The 22,203-nt window shown below is 68.8% G+C and carries 18 protein-coding genes and 2 pseudogenes; 4 read left to right on the top strand and 16 right to left on the bottom strand.

From position 1 onward, the window contains the following. The first annotated feature begins 171 nt into the window (after positions 1-171). Positions 172-1,977: an RICIN domain-containing protein gene (locus JIX55_RS04755; protein WP_257561960.1), complete on the top strand. Its 1,806-nt coding sequence runs from the start codon at positions 172-174 to the stop codon at positions 1,975-1,977. A 447-nt stretch (positions 1,978-2,424) separates the two neighbouring features. On the opposite strand, the gene JIX55_RS04760 is transcribed toward JIX55_RS04755, so the two are convergent. Both JIX55_RS04760 and JIX55_RS04765 read right to left on the bottom strand, forming a co-directional pair. Next, a complete protein-coding gene (locus tag JIX55_RS04760) occupies positions 2,425-2,964 on the bottom strand; it encodes an AAA family ATPase (protein WP_257561961.1) in 540 nt (179 codons plus the stop codon). Positions 2,965-3,029: 65 nt separating this feature from the next. Next, positions 3,030-3,250, bottom strand: a pseudogene (locus JIX55_RS04765) (IS630 family transposase); the annotation flags it as partial. Here JIX55_RS04765 and JIX55_RS04770 point away from each other — a divergent pair. Then, positions 3,247-3,530 (top strand): annotated as a pseudogene (locus JIX55_RS04770) (IS110 family transposase); the annotation flags it as partial. The pseudogenes JIX55_RS04765 and JIX55_RS04770 sit on opposite strands and share 4 nt — an antisense overlap. Before the next feature lie 286 nt (positions 3,531-3,816). Beyond that, on the top strand, positions 3,817-4,206 hold the full coding sequence (locus JIX55_RS04775; protein WP_257561962.1) for a CGNR zinc finger domain-containing protein: 390 nt from the start codon (positions 3,817-3,819) through the stop codon (positions 4,204-4,206). Positions 4,207-4,775: 569 nt separating this feature from the next. On the opposite strand, the gene JIX55_RS04780 is transcribed toward JIX55_RS04775, so the two are convergent. From JIX55_RS04780 to JIX55_RS04845, 14 genes are all read right to left on the bottom strand, one after another. Beyond that, a complete protein-coding gene (locus tag JIX55_RS04780; RefSeq protein WP_257569215.1) occupies positions 4,776-5,942 on the bottom strand; it encodes a glycoside hydrolase family 64 protein in 1,167 nt (388 codons plus the stop codon). Between the two features lie 501 nt (positions 5,943-6,443). Continuing rightward, positions 6,444-7,847 (bottom strand): glycoside hydrolase family 76 protein, encoded by a 1,404-nt coding sequence (locus tag JIX55_RS04785; protein WP_257561963.1) that lies wholly within the window; start codon positions 7,845-7,847, stop codon positions 6,444-6,446. 756 nt (positions 7,848-8,603) lie between these two features. Further along, entirely contained in the window at positions 8,604-9,212 is a 609-nt protein-coding gene (locus tag JIX55_RS04790) for a TetR/AcrR family transcriptional regulator (protein ID WP_257561964.1), read from the bottom strand. A 291-nt stretch (positions 9,213-9,503) separates the two neighbouring features. Continuing rightward, positions 9,504-10,508: a 3,4-dihydroxyphenylacetate 2,3-dioxygenase gene (gene hpaD, locus JIX55_RS04795; RefSeq protein WP_257561965.1), complete on the bottom strand. Its 1,005-nt coding sequence runs from the start codon at positions 10,506-10,508 to the stop codon at positions 9,504-9,506. Continuing rightward, complete coding sequence (gene hpaE / locus JIX55_RS04800) at positions 10,505-11,992, bottom strand: 5-carboxymethyl-2-hydroxymuconate semialdehyde dehydrogenase (protein WP_257561966.1); 1,488 nt, start codon at positions 11,990-11,992, stop codon at positions 10,505-10,507. Before hpaE ends, hpaD begins: the two co-directional genes overlap by 4 nt. Next, positions 11,989-12,936: a 4-hydroxy-tetrahydrodipicolinate synthase gene (dapA, locus tag JIX55_RS04805; RefSeq protein WP_257561967.1), complete on the bottom strand. Its 948-nt coding sequence runs from the start codon at positions 12,934-12,936 to the stop codon at positions 11,989-11,991. Before dapA ends, hpaE begins: the two co-directional genes overlap by 4 nt. Continuing rightward, positions 12,933-14,390, bottom strand: coding sequence for a fumarylacetoacetate hydrolase family protein (locus JIX55_RS04810; protein ID WP_257561968.1), 1,458 nt, complete (start codon positions 14,388-14,390; stop codon positions 12,933-12,935). Before JIX55_RS04810 ends, dapA begins: the two co-directional genes overlap by 4 nt. A 15-nt stretch (positions 14,391-14,405) precedes the next feature. Next, positions 14,406-15,857, bottom strand: coding sequence for a 4-hydroxyphenylacetate 3-monooxygenase, oxygenase component (gene hpaB / locus JIX55_RS04815; protein ID WP_257561969.1), 1,452 nt, complete (start codon positions 15,855-15,857; stop codon positions 14,406-14,408). Between the two features lie 38 nt (positions 15,858-15,895). After that, entirely contained in the window at positions 15,896-16,399 is a 504-nt protein-coding gene (locus JIX55_RS04820; RefSeq protein ID WP_257561971.1) for a flavin reductase family protein, read from the bottom strand. Between the two features lie 184 nt (positions 16,400-16,583). Beyond that, on the bottom strand, positions 16,584-17,213 hold the full coding sequence (locus JIX55_RS04825) for an MBL fold metallo-hydrolase (RefSeq protein WP_257561972.1): 630 nt from the start codon (positions 17,211-17,213) through the stop codon (positions 16,584-16,586). Next, a complete protein-coding gene (locus JIX55_RS04830) occupies positions 17,214-18,296 on the bottom strand; it encodes an S-(hydroxymethyl)mycothiol dehydrogenase (protein WP_257561973.1) in 1,083 nt (360 codons plus the stop codon). A 49-nt stretch (positions 18,297-18,345) separates the two neighbouring features. Beyond that, complete coding sequence (locus JIX55_RS04835; protein ID WP_257561974.1) at positions 18,346-19,527, bottom strand: NAD(P)/FAD-dependent oxidoreductase; 1,182 nt, start codon at positions 19,525-19,527, stop codon at positions 18,346-18,348. After that, positions 19,524-19,862, bottom strand: coding sequence for a bifunctional 3-phenylpropionate/cinnamic acid dioxygenase ferredoxin subunit (locus JIX55_RS04840; protein WP_257561975.1), 339 nt, complete (start codon positions 19,860-19,862; stop codon positions 19,524-19,526). Before JIX55_RS04840 ends, JIX55_RS04835 begins: the two co-directional genes overlap by 4 nt. Beyond that, on the bottom strand, positions 19,859-21,055 hold the full coding sequence (locus JIX55_RS04845; protein WP_257561976.1) for a cytochrome P450: 1,197 nt from the start codon (positions 21,053-21,055) through the stop codon (positions 19,859-19,861). Before JIX55_RS04845 ends, JIX55_RS04840 begins: the two co-directional genes overlap by 4 nt. A gap of 148 nt (positions 21,056-21,203) precedes the next feature. Here JIX55_RS04845 and JIX55_RS04850 point away from each other — a divergent pair, with 148 nt between their 5' ends. Beyond that, positions 21,204-22,133: a LysR family transcriptional regulator gene (locus tag JIX55_RS04850; RefSeq protein WP_257561977.1), complete on the top strand. Its 930-nt coding sequence runs from the start codon at positions 21,204-21,206 to the stop codon at positions 22,131-22,133. Positions 22,134-22,203 lie beyond the last annotated feature (70 nt).

A 22,203-nucleotide genomic window follows, 5' to 3' on the forward strand; every position in this document is an offset into this window, starting at 1 on the left:
GGCCGGAACAGTGCTTCGCATCGGCTGAGCATCCGGCCCCCGCCATCCGCACTCCGATCCCCGCCCGTCCGGCTACGTGAGCAGCTTGCCGCGCGGACCCACACAGCAGGCCACCACGCCGGTGGCCGAAGAACCCGGGCATCACCGTGGTCATCCCCAGAAGGAGGAGACATGCAGAGAAGAAGGCTAGGAAAGGCGCTGGGAACCTTCGCCGCAGCGTCCGCGTTGCTGGCCATACCCGCGTCCGGTGCGCAGGCGTACAACCCGACGGGCGGGACTCTGTACCAGCTCGGCAGCGAACCGTGTCTGAAGGGGCGGGGCAACTGCGCGATCTACCCGAAGTCGGCGCAGTTGCCGAGCGGACGTCTGGTCGCGGCCTTCGAGAAGTCGACGGTCGTGACGGAGACGGGCAGCGCCGACAAGCAGACGCTCCCGGTCTACAAGAGCGACGACCACGGAACGACGTGGCAGCCGCTGTCAGAGGTCAAGGCGCCCGCGTACATCTCCAGCGACTCCAAGTACGCGAAGTACACGAGCAACTGGACCAACCCGTATCTCTACACGCTTCCGCAGGACGTCGGGGACCTGAAGCAGGGCACGCTGCTCCTCGCGACCGTGGTGTCGGGCGACGACTACTACTACAAGGAGCACAAGGCGGCCGACCCGAACTGGACCCCGTCCAACGACGGCGACCGCAAGGACCTTGCGATCGCCCTGTACTCCAGCACCGACGAAGGTGCGACGTGGAAGATCCAGAACGTCGTCGCGACAGGCGGCTGGCAGGGCGGCAGCGCGGGCGCGACCGGGCAGAACATCGCCGACGCCAACACGAACAAGCAGGTCGATCCCCTCTGGGAGCCGTACCTGATGGTCCACAAGGGCAAGCTCGTCTGCTACTACTCCGACGAGAACGACTACCTCGGCTTCAACGCGACCACCGGCGTCCCGACACTGGACCCGGCGAACGACACCGCCAAGGATTCCCTCGGGCAGATCCTCGTCCACAAGACCTGGGACGGCCGCAGCGCGAACTGGAGCGATCCCGTCGTGGACCTCGCGGGCCTGACCCAGGACATGGGCGGCGGCAAGAAGGAGATCGGCGGCGGTCGGCCCGGCATGACGAACGTGGTCCGGACGACGGACGGCAAGTGGATGCTCCCCTTCGAGTACTGGGGCGGTGGGGCAAACACCAGGTACGTGATCGCCGACAGCCCACTGGAGTTCTACAAGGGCTCCGCCACCGGCACGGACGTAGCGTCGTTGCCGGTCGACTCCGGTTCCCGTCCGCTCGCCAGAAACGGCAGTCCGGTGATCATCAGGCTTCCGGGAGGGCGCCTGGTCTACAACGCCGCCGGCAGCGGCAACGTCTGGGTCAACGAGAGCGGCCGCAGCGACGGTACGTGGAAGGAGTACCAGACGACATCTCAGGGCGGCTACAGCCGCAACCTGCAGTACGTCGAGGGCACCGGCCGCCTCGTGATTCTCAACAACCAAGGCACCTCGACGCTCAAGTTCGCCGAGGTCGATCTCGGCCACTCGGACGGCGCCTACTACCAGTTGGTGAACCGGAAGACCGACCAGGTGATCGGCACAGGGAACAACACCAACGACGCGAACCTCGGCAACGGCGATGTTCCCGACGTCGTTCTGGAGGCGCCGGGATCGGCGTCGAACCCGGACACCCAGTTCTGGCACGTCGTCACCGAGCCCAACGGCGGCAAAACGCTGCTGAACAAGGCGGGCGGACGCGCGGCGGCCATCTGGACGGGCAGCGCGACGGCCGGCCAGAAGATCGGGCAGTGGGTCGACAACAGCGCCACCGGCAGCTGGAACCTCATCAAGACCGACGACGGGTTCTACAGACTCCAGTCCGTCAAGAACACAAGTCTGTACTTGACCGGAGCGTCCGCCGGAGCGCAGCTGACTTTGCAGAACGCGGTCACGGACGGCTCGCAGGACTGGGAGCTCGTCGAGTAGGCGGCCCCTTCACCACAAAGGCCTGACAGGACCAGCAGCGGGGCCCGGCGATCAAGCCGGGCCCCCGACCGGCCCCCTGTCACACTCCCGGACGGCACCCGCCTGACGCCCGACTGGGCAAAAACCCTCGTCGCATCAGTGTGACCGGGCTCGCTAGTTGGCACCAGGCCACGTTCACGACCTGCACTGATGCCAAGTTTCTTCAGCGGCCGGAGCCGCAGAATCAGCGAAATAGTTGGCGCTTTGGTACAGCGCAGGTCATGAGGCGTGTGTCGCCATGACGGGGCCAGAAATCTTCGGCGGAGACAGCCTTGAAGGGAACAACACCTCCCGCTCCCGCTGGAGCGACAGCCGCTCTGTGTGGGCCGCTGAGAACGAATTAGGTTCGCGGGGTCGGGGGTCATGGCGGTTGGGCTGCCGATGAGTGATGCGGTGTACTACTTCTACTTATTGGGTGGAGCCTGTCAGCCCCTGAACTGCGTCGATCACGCTGTCCACCACCTCGGTCACCGGCTTGGATGCATCGATGATCGTCGCGCCATGGCTTTCGTAGATCGCTCGCATCCGAGGGTTCCACTGCAGGGCCGCTGCGAGCTCTTCGGGGTGTTGCCCGAATGTGTTCGTAGTGCGGGTCGCGAGTCGGTGGCGGAGGGTGTCCTCGTCGATCACCAGGCACACGATGAGGTGGAAAAGATCGCGGACGTCTGCCTCGTTCTCCGCCGACCCGCACAAGAACGCGATTCGGAAACGAGACTCCTCGACGAGGGTCTCAACGCGCTCACGGACGATCGCCCACCCGTATCGGTCGAGCCAGCCCCCAGGAACCGGATCCGGGGGATCCACCACAATTTCGCCCTCAGCCCGGTCGATCCAGCGACTGAAGCCGTCCTCGTCGGCGTCGAGCGCGACGTAGCCACGCGCTCGCAACACCCCGCAGACCGTGGACTTACCACTCCCTGAATTACCCGTCACCCACACCAATGTCACGCCGCCAGCGTAGACATGACCACCCCGGGATAGTGCTGTGACCGCGCAGGTTCGCCGGGTTGCGGTCAGGCTGCGGCTTTGAGAGAGCGTCCGCCCCAGCGGATGCCTTTCTCGCTTCGGATGCGGGCGCGTTCCTTGCGTTCAGCGGCCAGGACGTCGCGGTGACGGGCGTTGGCGTTGCGTCAGCGGAGGTAGGCGTGTAGGGCCCCGTCTGCACGGTGTGGTTGGCGTGGTGGGAGTTGGCGATGGTGAACTGCCGCAGCGGCCCGAAGCGCGCCTCGATTACCCAACAGCGAGCCCAAGCTCCGCGCGATGCTGGAGAAGCTGACCGCGAAGTGCGGCCAGGTCCTGGTCGTGGTGGACCAGCCCGCCTCGATCGGTGCCCTGCCCCTGGCGGTGGCCCGGGATGCGGGCTGCGAGGTCGCCTACCTGCCAGGGCTGACGATGCGCCGAATCGCCGACCTCTACCGGGCGAGGGCAAGACCGACGCCCGCGACGCGGTGATCATCGCGGATGCCGCCCTGACCATGCCCCACACCCTGCGCAGCCTCGAACTCGCCGATGAAACATCGGTTCCGGTCCCGCCCATGCGGGATTCCTTGTCGAGTTCGGCGAGGCCATACGTCGATTGAGGCGTCGTGTGCGGCACCGCACGCGTCGTGATGTCAGTCATCGCGGCAAGTACTCCTGAGTACGTCGGAGTGGTGTTCTCCGAGTCCTACGAGGTGCAGTCACCGCCCCTGCACCCCCACCGCGGACACACAGAGATCCGCGGGCACGGTCGGCCTCGGACCCGTCCGTGGGCCCGGCGCCGTGGGCTGGCATACGCCCCGTCGACAGGGGCCATGCGCGATGAGGCCAGCCTGGCGGCACCGTGTCTCGTCCGGGAACCAGTTCTGTTACTGCGACAGCACGTCCACGCGGACGCCACGGCAAGCGGGCACGGTGCCCGTCACCAACCGGAAAGCACGCGTAGTCCCGGTCGAAACGCTGCAGCACGAGGCCGCCCTGGCCCCGGCACCACATCGGCGGCGCAGGCGTCGAGCGGGCAGATCGGGCACCTGGGGCTGCGCGTCGTCATGCGTGGGTCGAGGTGCGATTTCAGTGCCGGGCTCCTACTGCGGGCCTCCGGTGGACAAGCAGTGGAACACCAGCCGCGGACGGTCCCGCCGCTGGTGCTCGATGAGCACCAGCGGCAACCGCGCCAAGAAGGAGGCCATCCGCAGCCGGTCAGGTCAATGAAACGTCATCCGCGAGGTGCCAGTTCCAGTTGCAACGTTCGCAGGTCACCTGGAACCCGAGGCGGAGCCTGCTGTGCAGGGACGAGTTGTGGGTCTCGACACCGGTTCCGCACCGCTCTCGGCACCGGTCTCGGCGATGAGTAGGCGACAGCCCGGTTCCGGTGCCGGCCGGGCGCGGGTGGCCGGCAGGGCGCTCTGGCCGCCGCGCCGGCGCGCGTGGGGCAGCACCGCGCCGCCGAACGTGCCACTTGCCGGCCTCCACGCATGATCTTGACCGTCACATGGCCACGGCTGCTCCTTTAGCCGACGACTGGCCGTCACCCCGCGCACGCAAGCGCTTGGCGGTCGAGCGGGAGTGGCAGCCTTCAGCGCAGATCGGCCTGATATCGCTGTGCTGTCCAGCGAGCCGTCTCGCTGGACAGCACAGCCGGTGCAAGGGCCGACCGGGCGTGGCGAGGAGTTGCTCGTGGACGCCGCCCCGCCGGGGAGGAGAGCACCCGTGCGGCCACCTGGCACACCAGGTGGTGGCAACTGCCGATCCCGCCGGTCCTGGAGGACCGGATCCCGGGGTCAGTTGAAGGGGTCGAGGGTGATGTACGCCTGCTGCGGATCGCCGTCGTGCACGAGCGACTCGTGGTTGCCCACGTCGTCGAACGCGAAGGCGTACGCCTTGCCGTCGGCCATCTGCGCGTGGATCTTCCGGGCGTAGTGGTTCGTGACGACGTCCGCGTAGAAGCCGGAGCTGCTGGGGTCGGGCTGGTTGGGGTTCGTCAGGAGCGTCGAGCGGTTGAAGCCTGCGCACAGGGTGCGGGAGATCGGGCCGCGTACCAGGTCGTTCGGGGCGTCCAGACGCTTGTAGCAGCCGAAGATGCTGTCGGCGTCCGGCTTCTGGAAGGTGGTGACGACGGCACCGGAGGTGTTGGTGAAGTTCATGACGCTGCCGGAGACCCGCCCGTAGTACTTGGTGTTCGGCTGATCGCCGAAGGGCGTGACCGTCAAGGTCGAAGTGCTGTACTTCTGCCACACGCGGTTGATGTAGTCGTCCATCACGCTCGCCGACATCGCGCCCGCCGCGATGCCGTGCCCGGGTGCCAGGGCCCGTAGAACCGTGCCGTCGGAACGGGTCTGGATGAGGTTCGCCCAGCCGCCCGGCTGGCCGCGCAGCGCATTGAAGAAGCCGTTGTAGCCGCCGGGCTTCAGGTGGCCGGTGTTCTTCACAGTGCCGTTGGCGGCCTTCACGCCGACCGCGTACGGCGCGGAGAACATGTCGACCTGGGTGCTGTTGATCCACAGGCCGGAGTCGTTGAGGGTGTACTCGGTCCAGTTGAACAGGATGTTCCTGTTGGGGTCGGACGGGTTCTGCACCGCGGGCTGCACGAGGCCGCCGGTGGTCAGCTTGAAGACGAGCTTCTGGCCGTAGGAGAAGTAGACGCGGCCGGAGAACTTCGGCATCCGGAGTGTCATGGTCTGGCCGTTGGCCGGTCCGGCGATCGACGCGTCGGGCGCGTCGGTCGGCGGGTTGCCGCCGGCGGGCCATGCGTGGAACACGCCGTTCGCGTCGGCCCAGCCCTGCTGGCCGGTGGTGAGCAGGGTGCCGATGTTGTAGACGTAGACCTGGTCACCGCGCCCCGAGTTGTTGCTGATCGTCAGGGGGATGGTGGTCGGCACGGCGGCCTGTGCCTGGCTGCCGGTACCCGTCCAGGTGATACCCAGACCGATGGCCAGGGCTGCCAGCATGGCGGCCAGCGTCCTTCGCGTCACAGAGATGGACACATCGTTCTCCTTATTTGGTCCTTGGTGCAGGGCTGTGGGAGAGCGGGGAGGAGGACGGACCGGCGGCGTGACCGGACGAGTGAGCGAGTGGTCAGCCGATGGCGACGCCCAAGGTCGTTGAAGGCACCGTGGCCGCCCTCGCCCTGCCAGGCGTAGACGGTGGCGGCGTCGGTCGTGTCGCCCCCGAGGACGTACTCGGCGTTGCCGCACACCGACACCACGCCACCGGAGCTGAGCAGGACCTAGCCGGCTCGTCCGTCGCCGTCAAAGTCCGCCCAGCGGACAGGTGGCGGAACCCGGTCCTGCCGGCACGAGCACCAGGAGGACCCCATCGGCCGCGAGGGCTGCGGCGGACGCCCACCGCTTCAGGCGCCGGGTTCGCATGCCGCGGCGCGCGGGTGGAGGTCTGCGGTGGAGGGACGGACATGGTTCTCCTCCTCTTGCGGCACGGGCGGCTGGTGGGGGTCAGGAGGCGGCGTTCATCAGATCGAGGGCACTCTGCTGGCGGGCGGCGTCGGTCTTGTCCAGGGGGCCGTACCAGCGCAGGCCGTACTGGCCGAGCGCGTTGCGGTCGGACGCGTAGGCCTGTGCGGCCTGCTTCCTGAGGTACGCCGTGTAGGGGCGGTCGGACAGGACCGCGTTGAGCTTCGCCAGGCCGCGTACGTCGGCGCCCTTGAAAGAGGGCCCGTCGGCACCGCAGTCACCGCTCTCGCAGGGGTCCTTGAGGATGCCCACCGAGGTGTTGAGTCTGCTGGATGTGGTGTTGGCGTCGGCGATCCGACGGGCCGCGGTGAGTACGGAGGAGTCGCCCGTGGCCTTGTACAGCTCGGTCAGACCGCCGACCAGTTGACCCTGGTTGTACGACCAGACCGTACTGTTGCCGTTCTTGCACGTACTCAGGCTGATGCCGTCGCCCACCGTCTGGTCGGAGTTGATCATGCCGGTGCCCTGGAACCAGGTCCAGTCCGCCTTCGCGCGCTGAAGGTATGTGGTGTCGCCCGGGATGCGGTTGTGCAGGGCGGCGTTGAGTTCGATGTAGAGGGAGTTGGGGATGGCGTTCTTCACCGTCTTCGCGGTGCTCCACCACACCCCGCCGCCGCACGTGTTGTCCCAGTAGGAGGCCATGTAGTCCGCGTCGGCCCGGGCCGTGGCCAGGTAGCGGGGGTCGCCGGTCAGGTCGTAGGCCGCGATCCAGGTCAGGCCCCACCATCCGGTGTCGTCGATGTAGTCATTGCGGAACTGCCCCGCATGGGCGTTGACCTGCAGGTCGTAGGTGCGGCCGATGGCGTAGGCGTAGCTCCGCATGCCGGTCACCCGGGCGTTGTCGATGACGGCATGCAGCGCGTTGGCGGAGTTCCACCAGCCGGTGGTGTCGAACAGGCCGGTGCCGTAGTCGTAGAACTGCATCTGCGCGGTGGCCGCCGCGGTGCGCCGGTCGGCGGCGTTCCAGGTGGAGCGGGCCCAGGGCGTGCAGACGATGTCGGTGCGGTCGGCGGCCTTGCCGCAGGCGCGCAGGGCGCCGACGCCGTGGTTCGCCCAGTCGTCGACGTTATACATCATGGTTCGCCAGCCGCTCTGGCCCGCCGGGATCGTGGTGGCGCCGATCCTGCTGCCCGAGGACCAGGTGCGACCGCCGTCGAACGACCGGTCCATCCACACCTCGTCCCCGGGGCTGCCGTTGCCTATGGACGCCCAGCCCATGGCGTCGGCGTCGTTGAAGTGCAGCACGAACGTGCGCGAGAAGAGCGTGGCGGTGACGGGTTTGCGGTCCTGGCTGCTGAGGGCCGGGTCCCGCGCGTCGCAGTACTTGTTGCACACCGCCGCCTCCGCCGCCGCGGAAGCGGTCGGAGCGACCTGAACGACTGACATCGTTGTCAGAAAACTCAGCAGAAGTGCGGTGAACAATGATCGCTTGGCGCGCATGGAAGAACTCCCGAGGCTTGCCGAACACTGCGGTGGGGCACGGGGGCTGGTCCTGGAAAGCGTGTGCGCAGACGCTAACCGGAAGCGGTGTACACGTCAATGGTCTGGACCTGGCGCAACTCCGCGACATCGCCGGACAGTCGAGTCGGCCGGCGCGGCGGCGCCGCACCCCGGCGGCGAGCGGTGTGCTCAGCCAGTGCCGCCGCGGCGGCGCGCGAGCACACCGGCCGTGGTGAGCAGGGCGAGCAGGACACCGGTGAACCACGTCATCGCGGTGGTCACGGCGGTGTAGCGGGTGGCGATGCCGAGGCCGATCGCGGGCAGGGCGAGGCCCAGATAGGAGACGAGGAAGAGCCCGGCGAGGGCTTCACCGCGGTCGGCACCGTCGTCGCCATGGCGACGACGGTGCCGACCGCGGACTTGAACAGCACTCCGGCGCGAGCTTCTCGTCCACCGTGATGAAGGCGACGCACAGTTCCGGGAGCGGGTTCAACCGCTGGCGCGCCCGACCTTCGAACGGCTCACCCCGAATCAGGCCGCAGGGTTCCGTCGGATGGACTTCTCACCGGTCCTCGCCCGTGCATTGGCTCGCAAGATCAACGGCTTCTAAATCGCGACGGGGGAGCTGTCGGCTACTGCTCTCCCAGACATCCTTTCTGGCAGCCGCAGGGCCGCCGGAGCAGACCGGGACGACAGTCCGCGTCACGTGGCGCGGGTCAGCAGCGGCATGGCAACGCCGTCGACCAGATACTCGACGAACTCCGCATCCAGAGGCAGGCCGAGCAGAGCGTGGCGCATGAACAGGGCCGGTGCACAGAGCTCGTCGATGAATCGCACGTCCTGGTCCAGGGCGAGTTCTCCACGCCGTTCTGCGCGCTCGCAGACAGCCCGGACGGGCGGTACAGCGGGGATCAGCAAGGGGCGCAGCAGCGCCGCGAGCTCAGCATCATTGCGCATGGTGACGAAAAGACCGCTGATCACGGCGCCTGGCTCGCCCCCCATCCACTCGGCGAGCAACTGGAGGTATGCCAGGAGGTCGCCGCGCAGCGTGCCGGTGTCCGGCACCTGCAGGTCTTCGGCCGGGCGCAAGCTCATGGCCGTGGTCACCAGTTCCGCCTTGGTGGGCCAGTGCCGGTACAGCGTGGCTTTGCTCGTCCTGGCGCGGGTCGCCACTGCCTCGTAGTGCAGTCCCTGGTAACCGGACTCAGCGAGTATCTCGTAGACGGCTCGCAGGATGGTCCGCTCACGGCTTGCCGAGAGCCTCTTGGCAGGTCGGGCGACCGCCGTGGTCGGTGCCGCCGGCTCGGACATGGCGCCCCCTCGCTTCTCCAACGTGGACAATCTCGGCGCGTGCCCGAACGCTCATCCCACAACGGTTGAGTCGGGCAGTTGTCCCAACAAAGTCGAAGCCTTGGACGGCTCCTTGATCCTTTACAGGATACGCGGCAGTCGACACAGCCACCGACCGGTTCCGAGGTCGAGTCACTGCTGCTGACCAGGGAGAATGCCGGTTCCGGCGGCCAACGGGGCCGGATTCACGCTCTGACCCCGCCGTGCCGGCCGCTCCGGTGCCGCACCCGGCACCGGAGCCGTTCCACGCGGTCAGCCGAGTCCATCTGCCCCGATCTGGACGGCGGACTCGTCCAGCAAGGAGCTGCTCACCGGCTGCTGCCGTCCGTCGAGGTCGAGAACCGGGGTGGCCTCCTTGTACCAGGACTCGATCACCGCGTTGCCCCAGAAGTCGCGGCGGCGGTCGTCGTTGACGTTCCACCGGTACGTCTCGTGGTCCGGGTCGCCGGTGTAGTAGTCGGAGGTGTAGATCTCCACCCGGTGGCCGTCGGGATCGCGCAGGTAGACGTAGAAGGCGTTGGAGACACCGTGTCGGCCGGGCCCGCGCTCGATGTGCTTCTCCTCGTGCAGCGCGCCGAAGATGTCGGCGGTGCGCAGCACCTGGTGGGACTCGTGGGTCGCCACGCCGAGGTGGTGCAGGCGGGGACCCGCGCCACCAGTGAAGGCGACGTCGTGGACGGTCTGCTTGCGGTACATCCAGGCCGCGTACAGCTCGTGCTCGTCGCCCTCGATGGTCTCCGAGCAGCCGAAGCCGAGGGACTGGTAGTGGGCGTAGGCGGCGGGTATGTCGGGGGTGCAGATGTTGAAGTGGTCGAGGCGGGCGATCTGGGCGCCGCGGTGGAGGTCGTAGCGCTGGATGAGGCGCTCACCACGCTCGATCTCGTGGAAGAACTCGACCGGGAAGCCGAGCGGGTCGACGACGCGTACGGCGTCTCCGACTCCGACCGTGCCCTCACCCTTCTTCAACCGCTTGACCGGGCAGCCGAGTCCGGCGAAGAACTTCTCCGCCTTGTCGACGTCCTCAGGGGTGCGGACGCGGTAGGAGATGTGGTCGAGAGCGGCGATCTCACCCTTGCGCAGCACGAGCGAGTGATGGGTGAGCTCATCGGTCCCGCGCAGGTAGAGGGAGTCGGCGTCCTCGTACTGGACGTGGAATCCGAGCATGTCCACCCAGAACCAGCGGGCTTTGGCCAGGTCGGTGACGGCGAGCTGGGCGTAGGCGGAGCGGACGACGTCCGGTGCGGCTGTTCCAGTCATCGAACGGCTCCGAATCGTGGGGTGTGGACGTCACCGAGGGCGACGTGGACGATCTTGGACTCGGTGTAGAAGTCGATGGAGTGAGCCCCGCCCTCGCGGCCTACGCCCGACGCCTTGACGCCGCCGAAAGGCGTGCGCAGGTCCCGGACGTTGTGGGAGTTGATCCAGACCATGCCGGACTCGACGGCGTGCGCGATGCGGTGGCCGCGCTTGAGGTTCGAGGTCCAGATGTAGGCGGCCAGGCCGAACTGGGTGGCGTTGGCGAGCTCGATGGCCTCGGTCTCGTCGTCGAAGGACGCGGCAGCCACGACCGGGCCGAAGATCTCCTCCTGGAAGATACGGGCGTCACGCTCGACGTCGGCGAACACGGTCGGCTGGAGGTAGTTGCCCTCGATGAGGTGGTCCGGGCGGGCGCCGCCCGCCACCAGCCGGGCCTCCTTCTTGCCGATCGCGACGTAGTTCAGGACGCGCTCGTAGTGCTCCGTGTGGACCAGCGCCCCCACCTCGGTGGCGGGGTCGGAGGGCAGGCCGACCCTGACCCGCTCGGCTCGCTCGGCGAGGCGGCGGGTGAACTCCTCGTACAGCGGGCGCTCGACGAGCACCCGGGAACCCGCCGTGCAGCGTTCGCCGTTGAGCGAGAACACGCCGAAGACCACGGAGTCCAGGGCTGCCTCGATGTCGGCGTCGGCGAAGACGACGACCGGGGACTTGCCGCCCAGCTCCATCGACACCGTCTTCAGGTGCTCGGCGGAGGACCGGATGATGTGCCGGCCCGTGTCGGAGGAGCCGGTGAAGGAGATCAGCGGCACGTCCGGGTGGTCGACGAGGGCCTGGCCGGCCTCCTCGCCGATGCCGTGGACGATGTTCACCACCCCGGCGGGCACGCCTGCCTCTTCGAAGATCTCCGGCCACAGCGACGCGGACAGCGGGGTCCACTCGGCCGGCTTGAGGATCAGCGTGCAGCCGGACGCCAGCGCGGGTGCGAGCTTCCAGCTCTCCAGCATGAACGGGGTGTTCCAGGGAGTGATCAGGCCAGCGACCCCCACCGGTGTGCGCACCACGTAGCTGAACTGGTCGTCGCCCTGCCGGAACGCCTCCTCGCCGAGGGCCACGATGACGTCGGCGAAGTAGCGGAAGTTCTCGGCGGCGCGCCGCGCCTGGCCACGGGCCTGGGTGATCGGCAGCCCGGAGTCGTACGACTCGAAGGCGGCGAGGCGGTCGTGGCGGGCCTCGACGGCGTCGGCGATGCGGTACAGGACGCGAGCGCGTTCGCGGTTGGCTGTGGACGACCAGCCGGGGAAGGCGGCCTGCGCTGCCTCGACGGCCCGCTGGACGTCGTCCTGCGCACCACGTGCGGCCTGTGTGTAGGTGGTGTTGGACACCGGGTCGGTGACGTCGAAGGTGCGGCCGTCGGCCGCGTCGACGAGTTCGCCACCGATCCAGTGCCGGATGGTCGAGGGCAGGCCCTCGGGGGCGGTGCTCACTTGTCGGCTCCGTTCTGCTGGGTTCCGAGCTGCTGCGTCAGGTCCCCGCCCTCGGCGAGGAGGGTGCGGATGCGGGCCAGGCCCGGGGCGGTGGGCGTGATGAGCGGCGGCCGTACGTGAGGCGAGGCGATCCGTCCCTGCTGGGCGAGGACCCACTTCGCCGGGGCCGGGTTGGTCTCCACGAACAGCAGGTCCACCAGCGGGTGCAGGCGGTAGTGCAGGTCGCGTGCGCCGTCGAAGTCCCCCGACTCCCACAGCTCGTACATCCTTGCCACGGCGGTCGGCGCCAGGTTGGCCACGGCGCTGACGAAGCCGGCGCCCCCCAGGGCGAGCAGCGGCAGGCAGAGGAGTTCGATGCCGGACCACACCAGCAGCGAGCGGCCGCAGGCGTGCAGCACACGGGAGAAGTGCTCGAAGTCCTTGGTGGTCTCCTTGACTCCGACGAAGTTGTCGAAGTCGGTGAACAGCCGCCTCACCGTCTCGGGGGCAATGTCGACGGCCGTGCGCGAGGGCACGTTGTACGCGACGATCGGCAGGTCCGGGAACTCCCGTGCGACGGTCGCATACCACTGGTACAGCGCCTCCTGGGTGGGGCGCGCGTAGTAGGGGGTGATCACCAGGGCCGCGTCCGCTCCCAGGTCCTGGGCGGCGGCCGTCAGCTCCAGGGTCTCGTTCAGCTTGTGCGAGCCGGTGCCGGGCAGGAAGGGCACCCGGTCGCCGGTCTCCTCGACGGCCGTACGCATGGCGGCGATCCGCTCGGCGACGGTCTGTGCGCTGGGCTCGCCGGTGGAGCCGCCGAGCGAGATGCCGTGCGAACCGGACTCCAGCTGGAAGCGGATCAGAGAGCGCAGGCTGTCGTGGTCGACGGCGCCCTCGTCGGTGAACGGGGTGACGACCGGGGCGATGGATCCGCGGATGGTGGCGGGATCACTGCGGAACTTCATGCGGTTTCTCCTTGCGACTCTTGCGAAGGGGCGTGGCTGCGGCGCCACTGCTCGAACGGTTCGTGCCAGTCGGGACCGAGGGGATACAGCCCGTCGACGCTGTGCCCGGCACGCACCTGCTCGGTGATGAAGCGCTCTCGCAGCTCCTGCTCCCGGCAGTCGGCGATCAGCTCCTCGGCCAGCTCGGGTGGCACGACCACGACACCGTCCGCGTCACCGACGATCAGGTCGCCCGGCTGCACCAGCGCGCCGCCGCACGCGATGGGCACGCCCGAGTCCCACGGGACGTGGCGGCGTCCCAGGACGGAGGGGTGCTCCCCACCGTGGTAGACGGGCAGGCCGAGTTCGGTGACCGCGGCGCTGTCCCGCAGGCCGCCGTCGGTGACGACGCCGGCCGCACCACGCGTCTGGGCACGCAGCGCGAGGATGTCGCCGAGGGTCCCGGCGGAGGTGTCGCGGCGTGCGTCCATGACGAGCACGTGGCCCGGCCTCAGCTCCTCGATCGCCCGCTTCTGGGCGTTCATGCCGTTGCCGTACTTCTTGAACAGGTCCTCGCGCAGCGGCAGATAGCGCAGGGTGTGCGCGACGCCGACCATGGTCCGGTCCGGCAGCGTGGGGCGGACGCCGTCGATGGACATGTGCGGCAGACCGCGGGCACGGAGCTGTGCGCTGAGGGTGGCGACGGCGACCGAGCGCAGCCCCTCCTCGAACCGCTTGTCCAGCAGGGACGCAGGAGTGTACGCCGTCCCGTACGCGGCCTCCCGCTCCGCCGGATCGGCCTTGGGCATCGCCCCGTACGGGTCCAGCGCGGGCCCGGCGGCGACGGGATTGCGGAGGCGGCCGGTGGACAGCCCGTTTCCGGTCACCTCGACCTCGACCACGTCACCAGGGGCCACCACGGAGGCCCCGGCCGGCGTGCCGGTGAGGATGACGTCCCCCGGCTCCAGGGTGACCTGCCTCGACAGGTCCGCGATCAACTCGCCGAACGGGAACAGCAGCGTGTCCGTGGTGTCGTCCTGGACCAGTTCGCCGTTGACCCAGGTCTGCAACCGCAGGGCGGCCGGGTCGAGTTGGCGTGCGTCCAGCAGTCGCGGCCCGATCGGCGTGAAGCCGTCTCCGCCCTTGGAGCGGAGGTTGGAGCCGCGATCGGCGTAGCGCAGGTCGTACACACCCGCGTCGTTGGCGGCGGTCACCCATCGCACGTACTGCCAGCCGTCCTCGGGCCTCACTCGCTGCGCGCGCGAGCCGATGACGAGGGCGATCTCGCCTTCGAAGCCGAGGAGTTCGCATCCCTCGGGGCGGACGAGTGCCTCCTTGGTGCCGGCCAACGACGAGGGTGGCTTGAGGAAGTACGACGGATGGGCGGGGATCCGGCCGCGCTCCTTGGCGCGGCTGGGGTAGTTGAGATGCAGAGCGATGATCTTCGACGGGGAGTTCCCGAGCGGGTGCGTCATGTCGTCCGTCCGGGCTCAGGCGCGGTCGAGGAAGGCCTGGACCCTGGCCTTGTACGGCTCGCGGTCGTAGCTCTTCACGTACGCGCCGGCCATCCGCACGGGGTCGCCGAAGAAGTAGTACTCGTACAGCGCCTGGCGGCTGGAGAACGCGGAGATGCAGGTGTCCCACACCAGGCGGAAGAGCTTCACACGCTCGGGGCCGGTGAGGGTGGCCGACTGGAGGTAGGCCTCGATGTCGGCGGCGCCGGGCCCCTGGATGTCGAGTTCGGTCGGGGTGGCCATCAGGCCGGAGGCGCCGAGCTTGCGCAGGATCTGCGGGAAGCGCTGGTAGAGCTTGGGGTAGAGGTTGCGGGCGGCGTTCAACGGGGCGAAAGCCGGGGTGAGGACCCCGTACTCGTTGACCTCGGCGTCCGCCTCGGCGGCGCGCAGGAAGGCGCGCAGCGTCTCCAGGGTGGTGATGATCTCGGCGACGTCCTCCTGGACGTGCTGGAACTGCTCGATGCCGATGGCCTCGGTGAGCAGTGTCACCAGGCCGAGGATGTACTCGGTCTTGGCGGTGGTGCGGGTGACGACCTGGTGGGTCATGTGCACCACGGAGGACGTCTGGGAGTAGAAGCCGTTGCACAGCTCGGCGTCGCCGAGGGCGAAGCAGCGCTCGAAGGGCACGTGCACGTCGTCGAAGACGACCACACAGTCCGACTCCTCGAAGCGGGAGGCGAGGGGGTGGTCGTGCCGGGGGCGGTCGTAGTCCAGCGGTTCGCGGGCGATGTAGCGCAGGCCGGGGGTGTCGTTGGGGATGGCGAAGGCGTACGAGTACGGCTTGTCCTCGGGGGTGCCGCGCAGCACGGTCGAGGGGAACACCAGCATCTCGTCGGCGAACGGGGCGATCGTCGCGAGCATGCGCGCCCCGCTGATGACGACGCCGTTGTCGTCCTCCCTCACGATCCGCGCGGCCAGCTTGCCGCCGGCCTGCTGGGTACCGGCCACGGCCCGGTTGACCTGCGGCGGGATCAGCGTGTGGGTGCACAGCAGGTCCTCTTCGCGGGCCTTCTCGTAGTAGCGGCGGATGTTCTCGCCGAAGGCGGGGTCGGCCTGGGCGAACCAGTCGGCGGCCGAGGCGAGCGCCATCAGGGAGCTGTTCATGTAGTCGCCGGTGCGGCCGAGCATGCCGTTGCTGTGGTCGGCCCACACCTTGAACGCCTTACGGCGCTTGACCAGATCGTTCGGGGTCTTCGGGGTGAGGAAGGACGTGCCGACCGGCTCGCCGGACGTGGGTGAGGTGTAGGTGAGGACGTCCTTGTGTTCGTCGCTGTGCTGGAGGTCGTACAGCTCGGCGTAGGTCCGCACCACGTTGCGGAAAGCGGGGTGCTCCTGGATTCCTCCGGTGAGCGTCTCGCCCTGGATGTGGACGGTCGGGCGGGAGGCGGCGAGGCGCTCCAGGTATTCCTTGCCGGTGCGTGCGGCCATGGTGGTTCTCCTGTGGAGGTGATCAGCGGGAGACGGGTTCAGATGAGGTGTTCGATGCCGTCGGTGGACTCGGCCGCGGTGCCGAAGCGGCTCCAGGCGTAGGTGAGGGCGTCGCCGTCACGGTGACCGAGGTCGGTGACGCGGCCGACGAGGAGGGTGTGGTCTCCGCCGTCGTACGCCTGCCACGGCTCGCACTCCACCCATGCCAGGGGGTTCGTGAGGCGGGGCACTCGGGCCGCGTTCGCCCAGCGGGGCTCGGTGGCGCCCTGTGCCCCGGCGAACAGCCGGGCCAGTGGCTCCTGTTCGGCGCCGAGGATGTTGACGCAGAAGGAGCTGTCGATCAGCTGGTCGTGGCAGCGGGCGCGGCGGGCGACGCTGACGAGCACCAGCGCGGGATCGGCGGAGACGGACGTGAAGGAGTTCATGGTCGCGCCCCGGGGACCGTCCTCGCCCGCGTACGTCACGACGGTGACGCCGGTGGCGAACCGGGACATGCAGGCGCGCAGGGCGCCAGGGCTGGGAGGGGCGAGGGAGCGGGACATGAGGAGGACTCCTTGAGTCGATCGTCGGCTGTGCCCTCCGGCAAAGGGCCGGGGAGGGGGCGGCGCCGACCCAGCAGGGCTGGGGACGAAGCGGGCAAGATCCTGATCAAAGCATGTAATCAAAGCTTTGATTATTTGGACGGTACCTGTGCCGCCCGCTCCTGGGAAGACCGGAGCGGAGAATTCAGTGCCCGCGGACGATCCACTCCTCCAGATGCGGAGCCTCGGCCCCGATGGTCGTGGTCGCTCCGTGCCCGGTGAGCACCCGGGTGTCCGGCGGCAGGGGCAGGAGTTCGCTGCGGATCGAACGGATGATGGTGGGGAAGTCCGAGAACGACCGCCCGGTGGCCCCCGGGCCGTCGGCGAAGAGCGTGTCGCCGGTGAAGACGGTGCCGAGGTCCGGCGTGTACAGACAGATGGCCCCGGGGCTGTGGCCGGGCGTGTGCAGCACGATGAGTTCCGTACCGGCGACTGTGAGCCCACGCCTGTCGGAAAGGTAACCGTCCGGGGATCTGTCCGGGTGGACGTTCCGCCACAGGAGGCGGTCGTCCAGGTGGAGAAGGATCGGTGCACCGGTGCGGGCGGCGAGCGCCGGGGCGGCGTTGATGTGGTCGTTGTGGGCATGCGTGCACACGATCGCGGTCAGTCGACGCTGGCCGACGGCTGCGGCGATCGCGTCCGCGTCGTGGGAGGCGTCGATGACAAGGGCCTCCTCGTCGTTCCCGACGATCCAGACGTTGTTGTCCACTTCCCACGTACCGCCGTCGAGGGTGAACTCTCCGGTGGTGACGACCTGTTCGACTCGTGCGGCCACTCAGAACACCACCACGGACCGCAGCACCTCACCTGAGTGCATCTTCTCGAAGGCCTTCTCCACCTCGTCGAGGGTGATCGTTTCGGTGACGAAGGCGTCCAGGTCCAGTCGCCCTTGCCGGTACAGGTCGACCAGCATCGGAAAGTCCCTCGAGGGCAGACAGTCGCCGTACCAGGACGACTTCAGCGCCCCACCGCGGCCGAAGACCTCCAGCAGCGGCAGCTCCAGCTTCATGTCCGGCGTCGGGACCCCCACCAGCACGACGGTCCCGGCCAGGTCCCGGGCGTGGAAGGCCTGCTGGTACGTCTCCGGACGGCCGACGGCATCGATCACCACGTCCGCGCCGTGCCCGCCGGTGAGCTCGCGGATCGTCGTCACGGGGTCGGTATCGCGGGAGTTGACGGTGTGCGTGGCGCCGAAGGTCTCGGCCAGGGCCAGCTTCCGGTCGTCGATGTCCACCGCGATGATCCTGGCCGCTCCGGCGAGGCGGGCACCGGCGATCGCCGCGTCACCGACGCCGCCGCAGCCGATCACCGCGACACTCTGTCCCCTGCCGACGGGTGCGGTGTTGAGCGCGGCTCCCAGCCCGGCCATGAGCCCGCAGCCGAGGAGGCCTGCCGCTTCGGGCCGGACCTGGGGGACTTTCGTGCACTGGCCGGCGGCCACGAGGGTCTTCTCCGCGAAGGCCCCGATACCGAGGGCGGCCGACAGCTCCGTGCCGTCCTTCAGCGTCATCCTCTGCCGTGCGTTGTGCGTGTCGAAGCAGTACCAGGGCCGGCCGCGCCGACAGGCACGGCACCGCCCGCACACCGCCCGCCAGTTGAGGATGACGAAATCACCGGGGCCGACGTCGGTGACGTCTTCACCGACCGCTTCGACGACTCCCGCGGCCTCATGGCCGAGCAGGTAGGGGAAGTCGTCCCCGATGGCGCCCTCGCGGTAGTGCAGGTCGGTGTGGCACACCCCGCAGGCCTGCACCCGCACCAGGGCCTCCCCCGGTCCGGGGTCGGGCACCAGGATGGTCTCCACCGAGACAGGGGCGCCTTTGCTGCGGGCCACGACAGCGCGGACTTCATGAGACATGTCTGTGTTCCTCTGGAAAGTTGAGTGGGTCGGCGAAGCGTCGACTGGGCTACCGGACGCTCCAGGCGCTGCGGAGATCCCGCCGCAGCCGTCCGAACTCCCTTGGGCTGTCGACCGCGAGGACGCCGGAGATCTCGCCGTCGCGCCGGTACACGGCTGCGAAGCTGTCGTCGAACGAGCCCGAGACGAGTTCGAGCACGTCGTCGACGCCAGGTCGGCCCGCGATCTGGAGTTGGACGCCGTACTGGTCCGACCACACATAGGGCAGCGGGTCGTGGACCGGTTGTGCCATGGGGTCCTGCCCTCGCAGCGTGGCCAGCAGCGATCCGGCTGCGATGACCGGCATGTCCCGCGCGTTGGTCCAGTGCTCGATGCGCAGCCGCCCCCCGCGGCAGCGGTACGCGGCCACGTCACCCGCCGCGACGACCCCGAGCACGGTGGTACGGCACCGCTCGTCCGTGAGAACGCCGTTGTCGCAGGCGACACCGGAACCCGTCAGCCACTCGGTGTTGGGCACGGCTCCCACGCCGACGACCACCACGTCCGCGGGAAGGAGGCGGCCGTCGGACAGCTCCACCGCTCGCACCCCGTCCTCGCCGACGAGGCCCGTGACACCCACGCCGGTCACCAGAGCGACCCCGTGGTCCGTGTGCAGGCGACCCAGGATGCCGGCGGCGTCGGGCCCCAACTGACGTAGCAGCGGCTTCTGTTCGTACTCGACGATGGTCACCTCGTGTCCGAGGGCACGCGCCGAGGAGGCGACCTCCGCGCCGATGAACCCGCCTCCCACCACGACGACCCGGCCGGGACGGGACAGGTCCTCGCGCAATCGGTGTGCGTCATCGAGCGTGCGGAGGGTGTGCACCCCAGGCAGCCGCGGCATTCCGGGGAGTGTGCGAGCGCGGGCTCCCGTAGCGATGACCACACCGTCCGCGTACAGGCTTCGCCCGTCGGCGAGGGTGAGCGCCCGTGAGGCCGGATCGAGAGCGGTGGCGCGGGTACCGAGCAGCCATTCGGCGTCGAGCACGGCACGCAGGTCATCGTCCGTCAGCGCGATGTCCTGGCTCTCGCACTTGCCCAGCAGCACCTGCTTGGACAACGGAGGCCGGTCATAGGGCTGCGCGGCCTCCTCACCGACCAGCACGAGACGCCCGTCGTAGCCGTCGGCGCGGAGGGCTTCGGCGGCTCTGACACCGGCCAGTCCGGTGCCGACGACGGCGATCGTGGTCATCGCGCGGTCTCCGCGGCCAGCGCCAACGACGTTGCGTCGACGCACACCATGCCGTCGACGACCTGCACGACGTGGGTACGGATGGGCCGCCGCGCGGGCGGGCAGTCGGGCTTGCCGGTGCGCAGGTCGAAACGTGACTCGTGCAGCGGGCATTCGATCTCATGGCCGTCGAGCCAGCCGTCGGAGAGCGAGGCGGTCTCGTGGGAGCAGGTGTCGTCGATACAGAAGACACGTTCGCCGACCTTGACGAGTGCCAGGGGGACCGGCACGTCGGGCCTGGCGATCCGGATGACCGCACCGGGGGTGAGGTCCGCGATCGGACAGAGCTGTATCACTGTGCCGCTCCGTTCACGCCCTGGGCGGCGTCGTGACGCATGAGGACCGATTCCGGGCCGCGGAACATCCAGCCGACGAGGTTCGGAGTGCTGGTGACGTGCAGCCCGGTGAGCGAGTTGAACAGTGCGGGCACCGCGGTACGGAGCTGCTCCCGCGCCAGATAGGTGCCGAGGCAGTAGTGGGCGCCGAGCGAGAAGGCCAGGTGGTCCGACAGTTCGGGACGGTCGATGTCGAAGGCGTCGGGGCCGGCGAACTTCCGGTCGTCCCGGTTGGCCGACGCGGCGAGCGCGAGCAGCTTGTCCCCCGCCCGCAAGGTCACGTCCCCCACCGTGTGGTCGACGGCGAGCTGACGCGGAAAGGCTCCGACGGGGGTGAGCCAGCGCATCGTCTCCTCGATGGCCGCGTCGAGGGCCTCGGAGTCGGCCAGCACGCGGTCGCGCAGCTGAGGCTGTTCACACAGCTGCCAGACCAGGGTGGCCAGCGCGTGCAAGGGCTCGTTGAAGCCGCCGGAGACCATCAGACGCACCTGAGTGGCGATCTCCTCGACCGTCAGCGGTTCGGCGAGCTCGGCGTGCACCATCGCGGAGATCACGGTGTGGTCCGGTGCGGCCGTCACGCGGGCGACGGCCTCGCGGACCAGCTCCCCCACCTCGGTCCTGGCGCGTCCGGCCCGCTCCCAGACCGCCGGGTCGTCGTCGTGGTTGGCCAGGCCCGCGATGAAGGCACGCGACCACTCGACGACCTGCTCGGTGGTCACGTCGGGGAGCCCCGCCGTCCGCATCAGCGCCTGGGCGGCGAACGGCGCCGCGAAGTCCGACACCAGGTCGAACTCGGGCTTCTCGGCCAACCGCCCGGCGAGTTCCGTGGCGTGCGAGGTGAGCCCCGCCGACCACTGCTGACGCACGTTGCGACGCTTCAGCGGGCCGTCCACCGCCGAGCGCAGCCTGCGGTGGGCGTCGCCGTCGGTTCGGATCATGACCAGACCCATGGTGCGTTCGGCGAGGGAGTTCTCCTGGTGCGCGGCGAAGATCTCGGGGTGCTCGTCGACGAAGACGACGTCCTCGTAGCGGCTGACGAGCCACAGACCGAGTCCGTCCGACCAGGCCCAGGGGTCGTCGTCCCTGAGTGCGCGGTAGACGGGATGCGGGTCGGCATGGAGGTCCTTGCTGGTGAGATTGCGTGCGATGGACATGGCGGCTCCTCACGTGTCGGCGACATCCGGACAGGGGATGTCGGCCGCATCGGGCTGCAACGACTGTGCGGTACGCCGCCTGAGCACGGAATACTCTGGAATCCAGCAATGCGCCGACAACAACCACAGGAATCCTGAGGTATGGACCATGACGCTCTCACTGCGCCAGCTCCGGTTCTTCGTGGCGGCGGCCGAGGCCGGAACCATCGCGGGCGCCGCGGCACGCGAGCACATCTCCCAGTCGACGATCGCCCTGGCCGTCAGCGAGCTCGAGCGCACCCTCGGGGTCCAGCTCTTCCTGCGCCGCCAGGCCAAAGGGCTGACGATCACTCAGGCCGGTCTGGCCGTGCTCGCCGACGCGCGCCCGCTGCTCGCCCACGCGGACGAACTGGTCTCCAGCGCACGCAACCTGGGCGGGGAGCTCTCCGGGAACCTGACGGTCGGCTGCTACACGACGCTGGCTCCGTTCCTGATGCCCGGCGTCCTGGAGGGTTTCGCCACCGAGCATCCGACGGTGCGGCTGAGCTTCGCGGAGGGCACTCAGGTGGAACTTCAGGAGAAACTTCTCGACGGCAGCTGCGAGATGGCCCTGCTGTACGACCTCGACCTGCAGCCGGGCATCCAGCAGGAGACGCTGTACATCACCCGGCCGCATCTGCTCCTGCCCCGCGCGCACCCCCTGGCCGGGCAGGCGCCGGTGAGCCTGCACGACCTCGCGGACGAACCGATGGTCATGCTCGACAACCCACCGAGTCGGCACTACTTCACGGAGCTGCTCGCTTCGCTCGGCATACGGCCGGTGATCCGGCATACGACGAGCAGCTTCGAGACGGTGCGGTCATTGGTGGCGCGGGGCCTCGGCTACTCACTTCTGATCCAGCGGCCGGCCTCCGGCATCAGCCACGAGGGCGTACCGCTGGCCGAATGCGAGATCCGGGAGGAGGTGCCGGACATGCCCGTGCTGCTCGCCTGGCCCGCCCGCGCCAACCTCACCAGACGAGCCAAGGCGTTCGCAGACTTCTGCCGCCGGGCCCTTGCGGACGGACCGGTACGGCCGACGGTCGGGGATCGCGCGTGATCCGCTTCGGGGAAATCTCGGCGTAGCCACCTTTATCGAAAAGGCGCGCACGGGATTGCGGACAGTGCGG

Source organism: Streptomyces sp. DSM 40750 (assembly GCF_024612035.1).
In the GTDB taxonomy this organism is placed as follows: domain Bacteria; phylum Actinomycetota; class Actinomycetes; order Streptomycetales; family Streptomycetaceae; genus Streptomyces.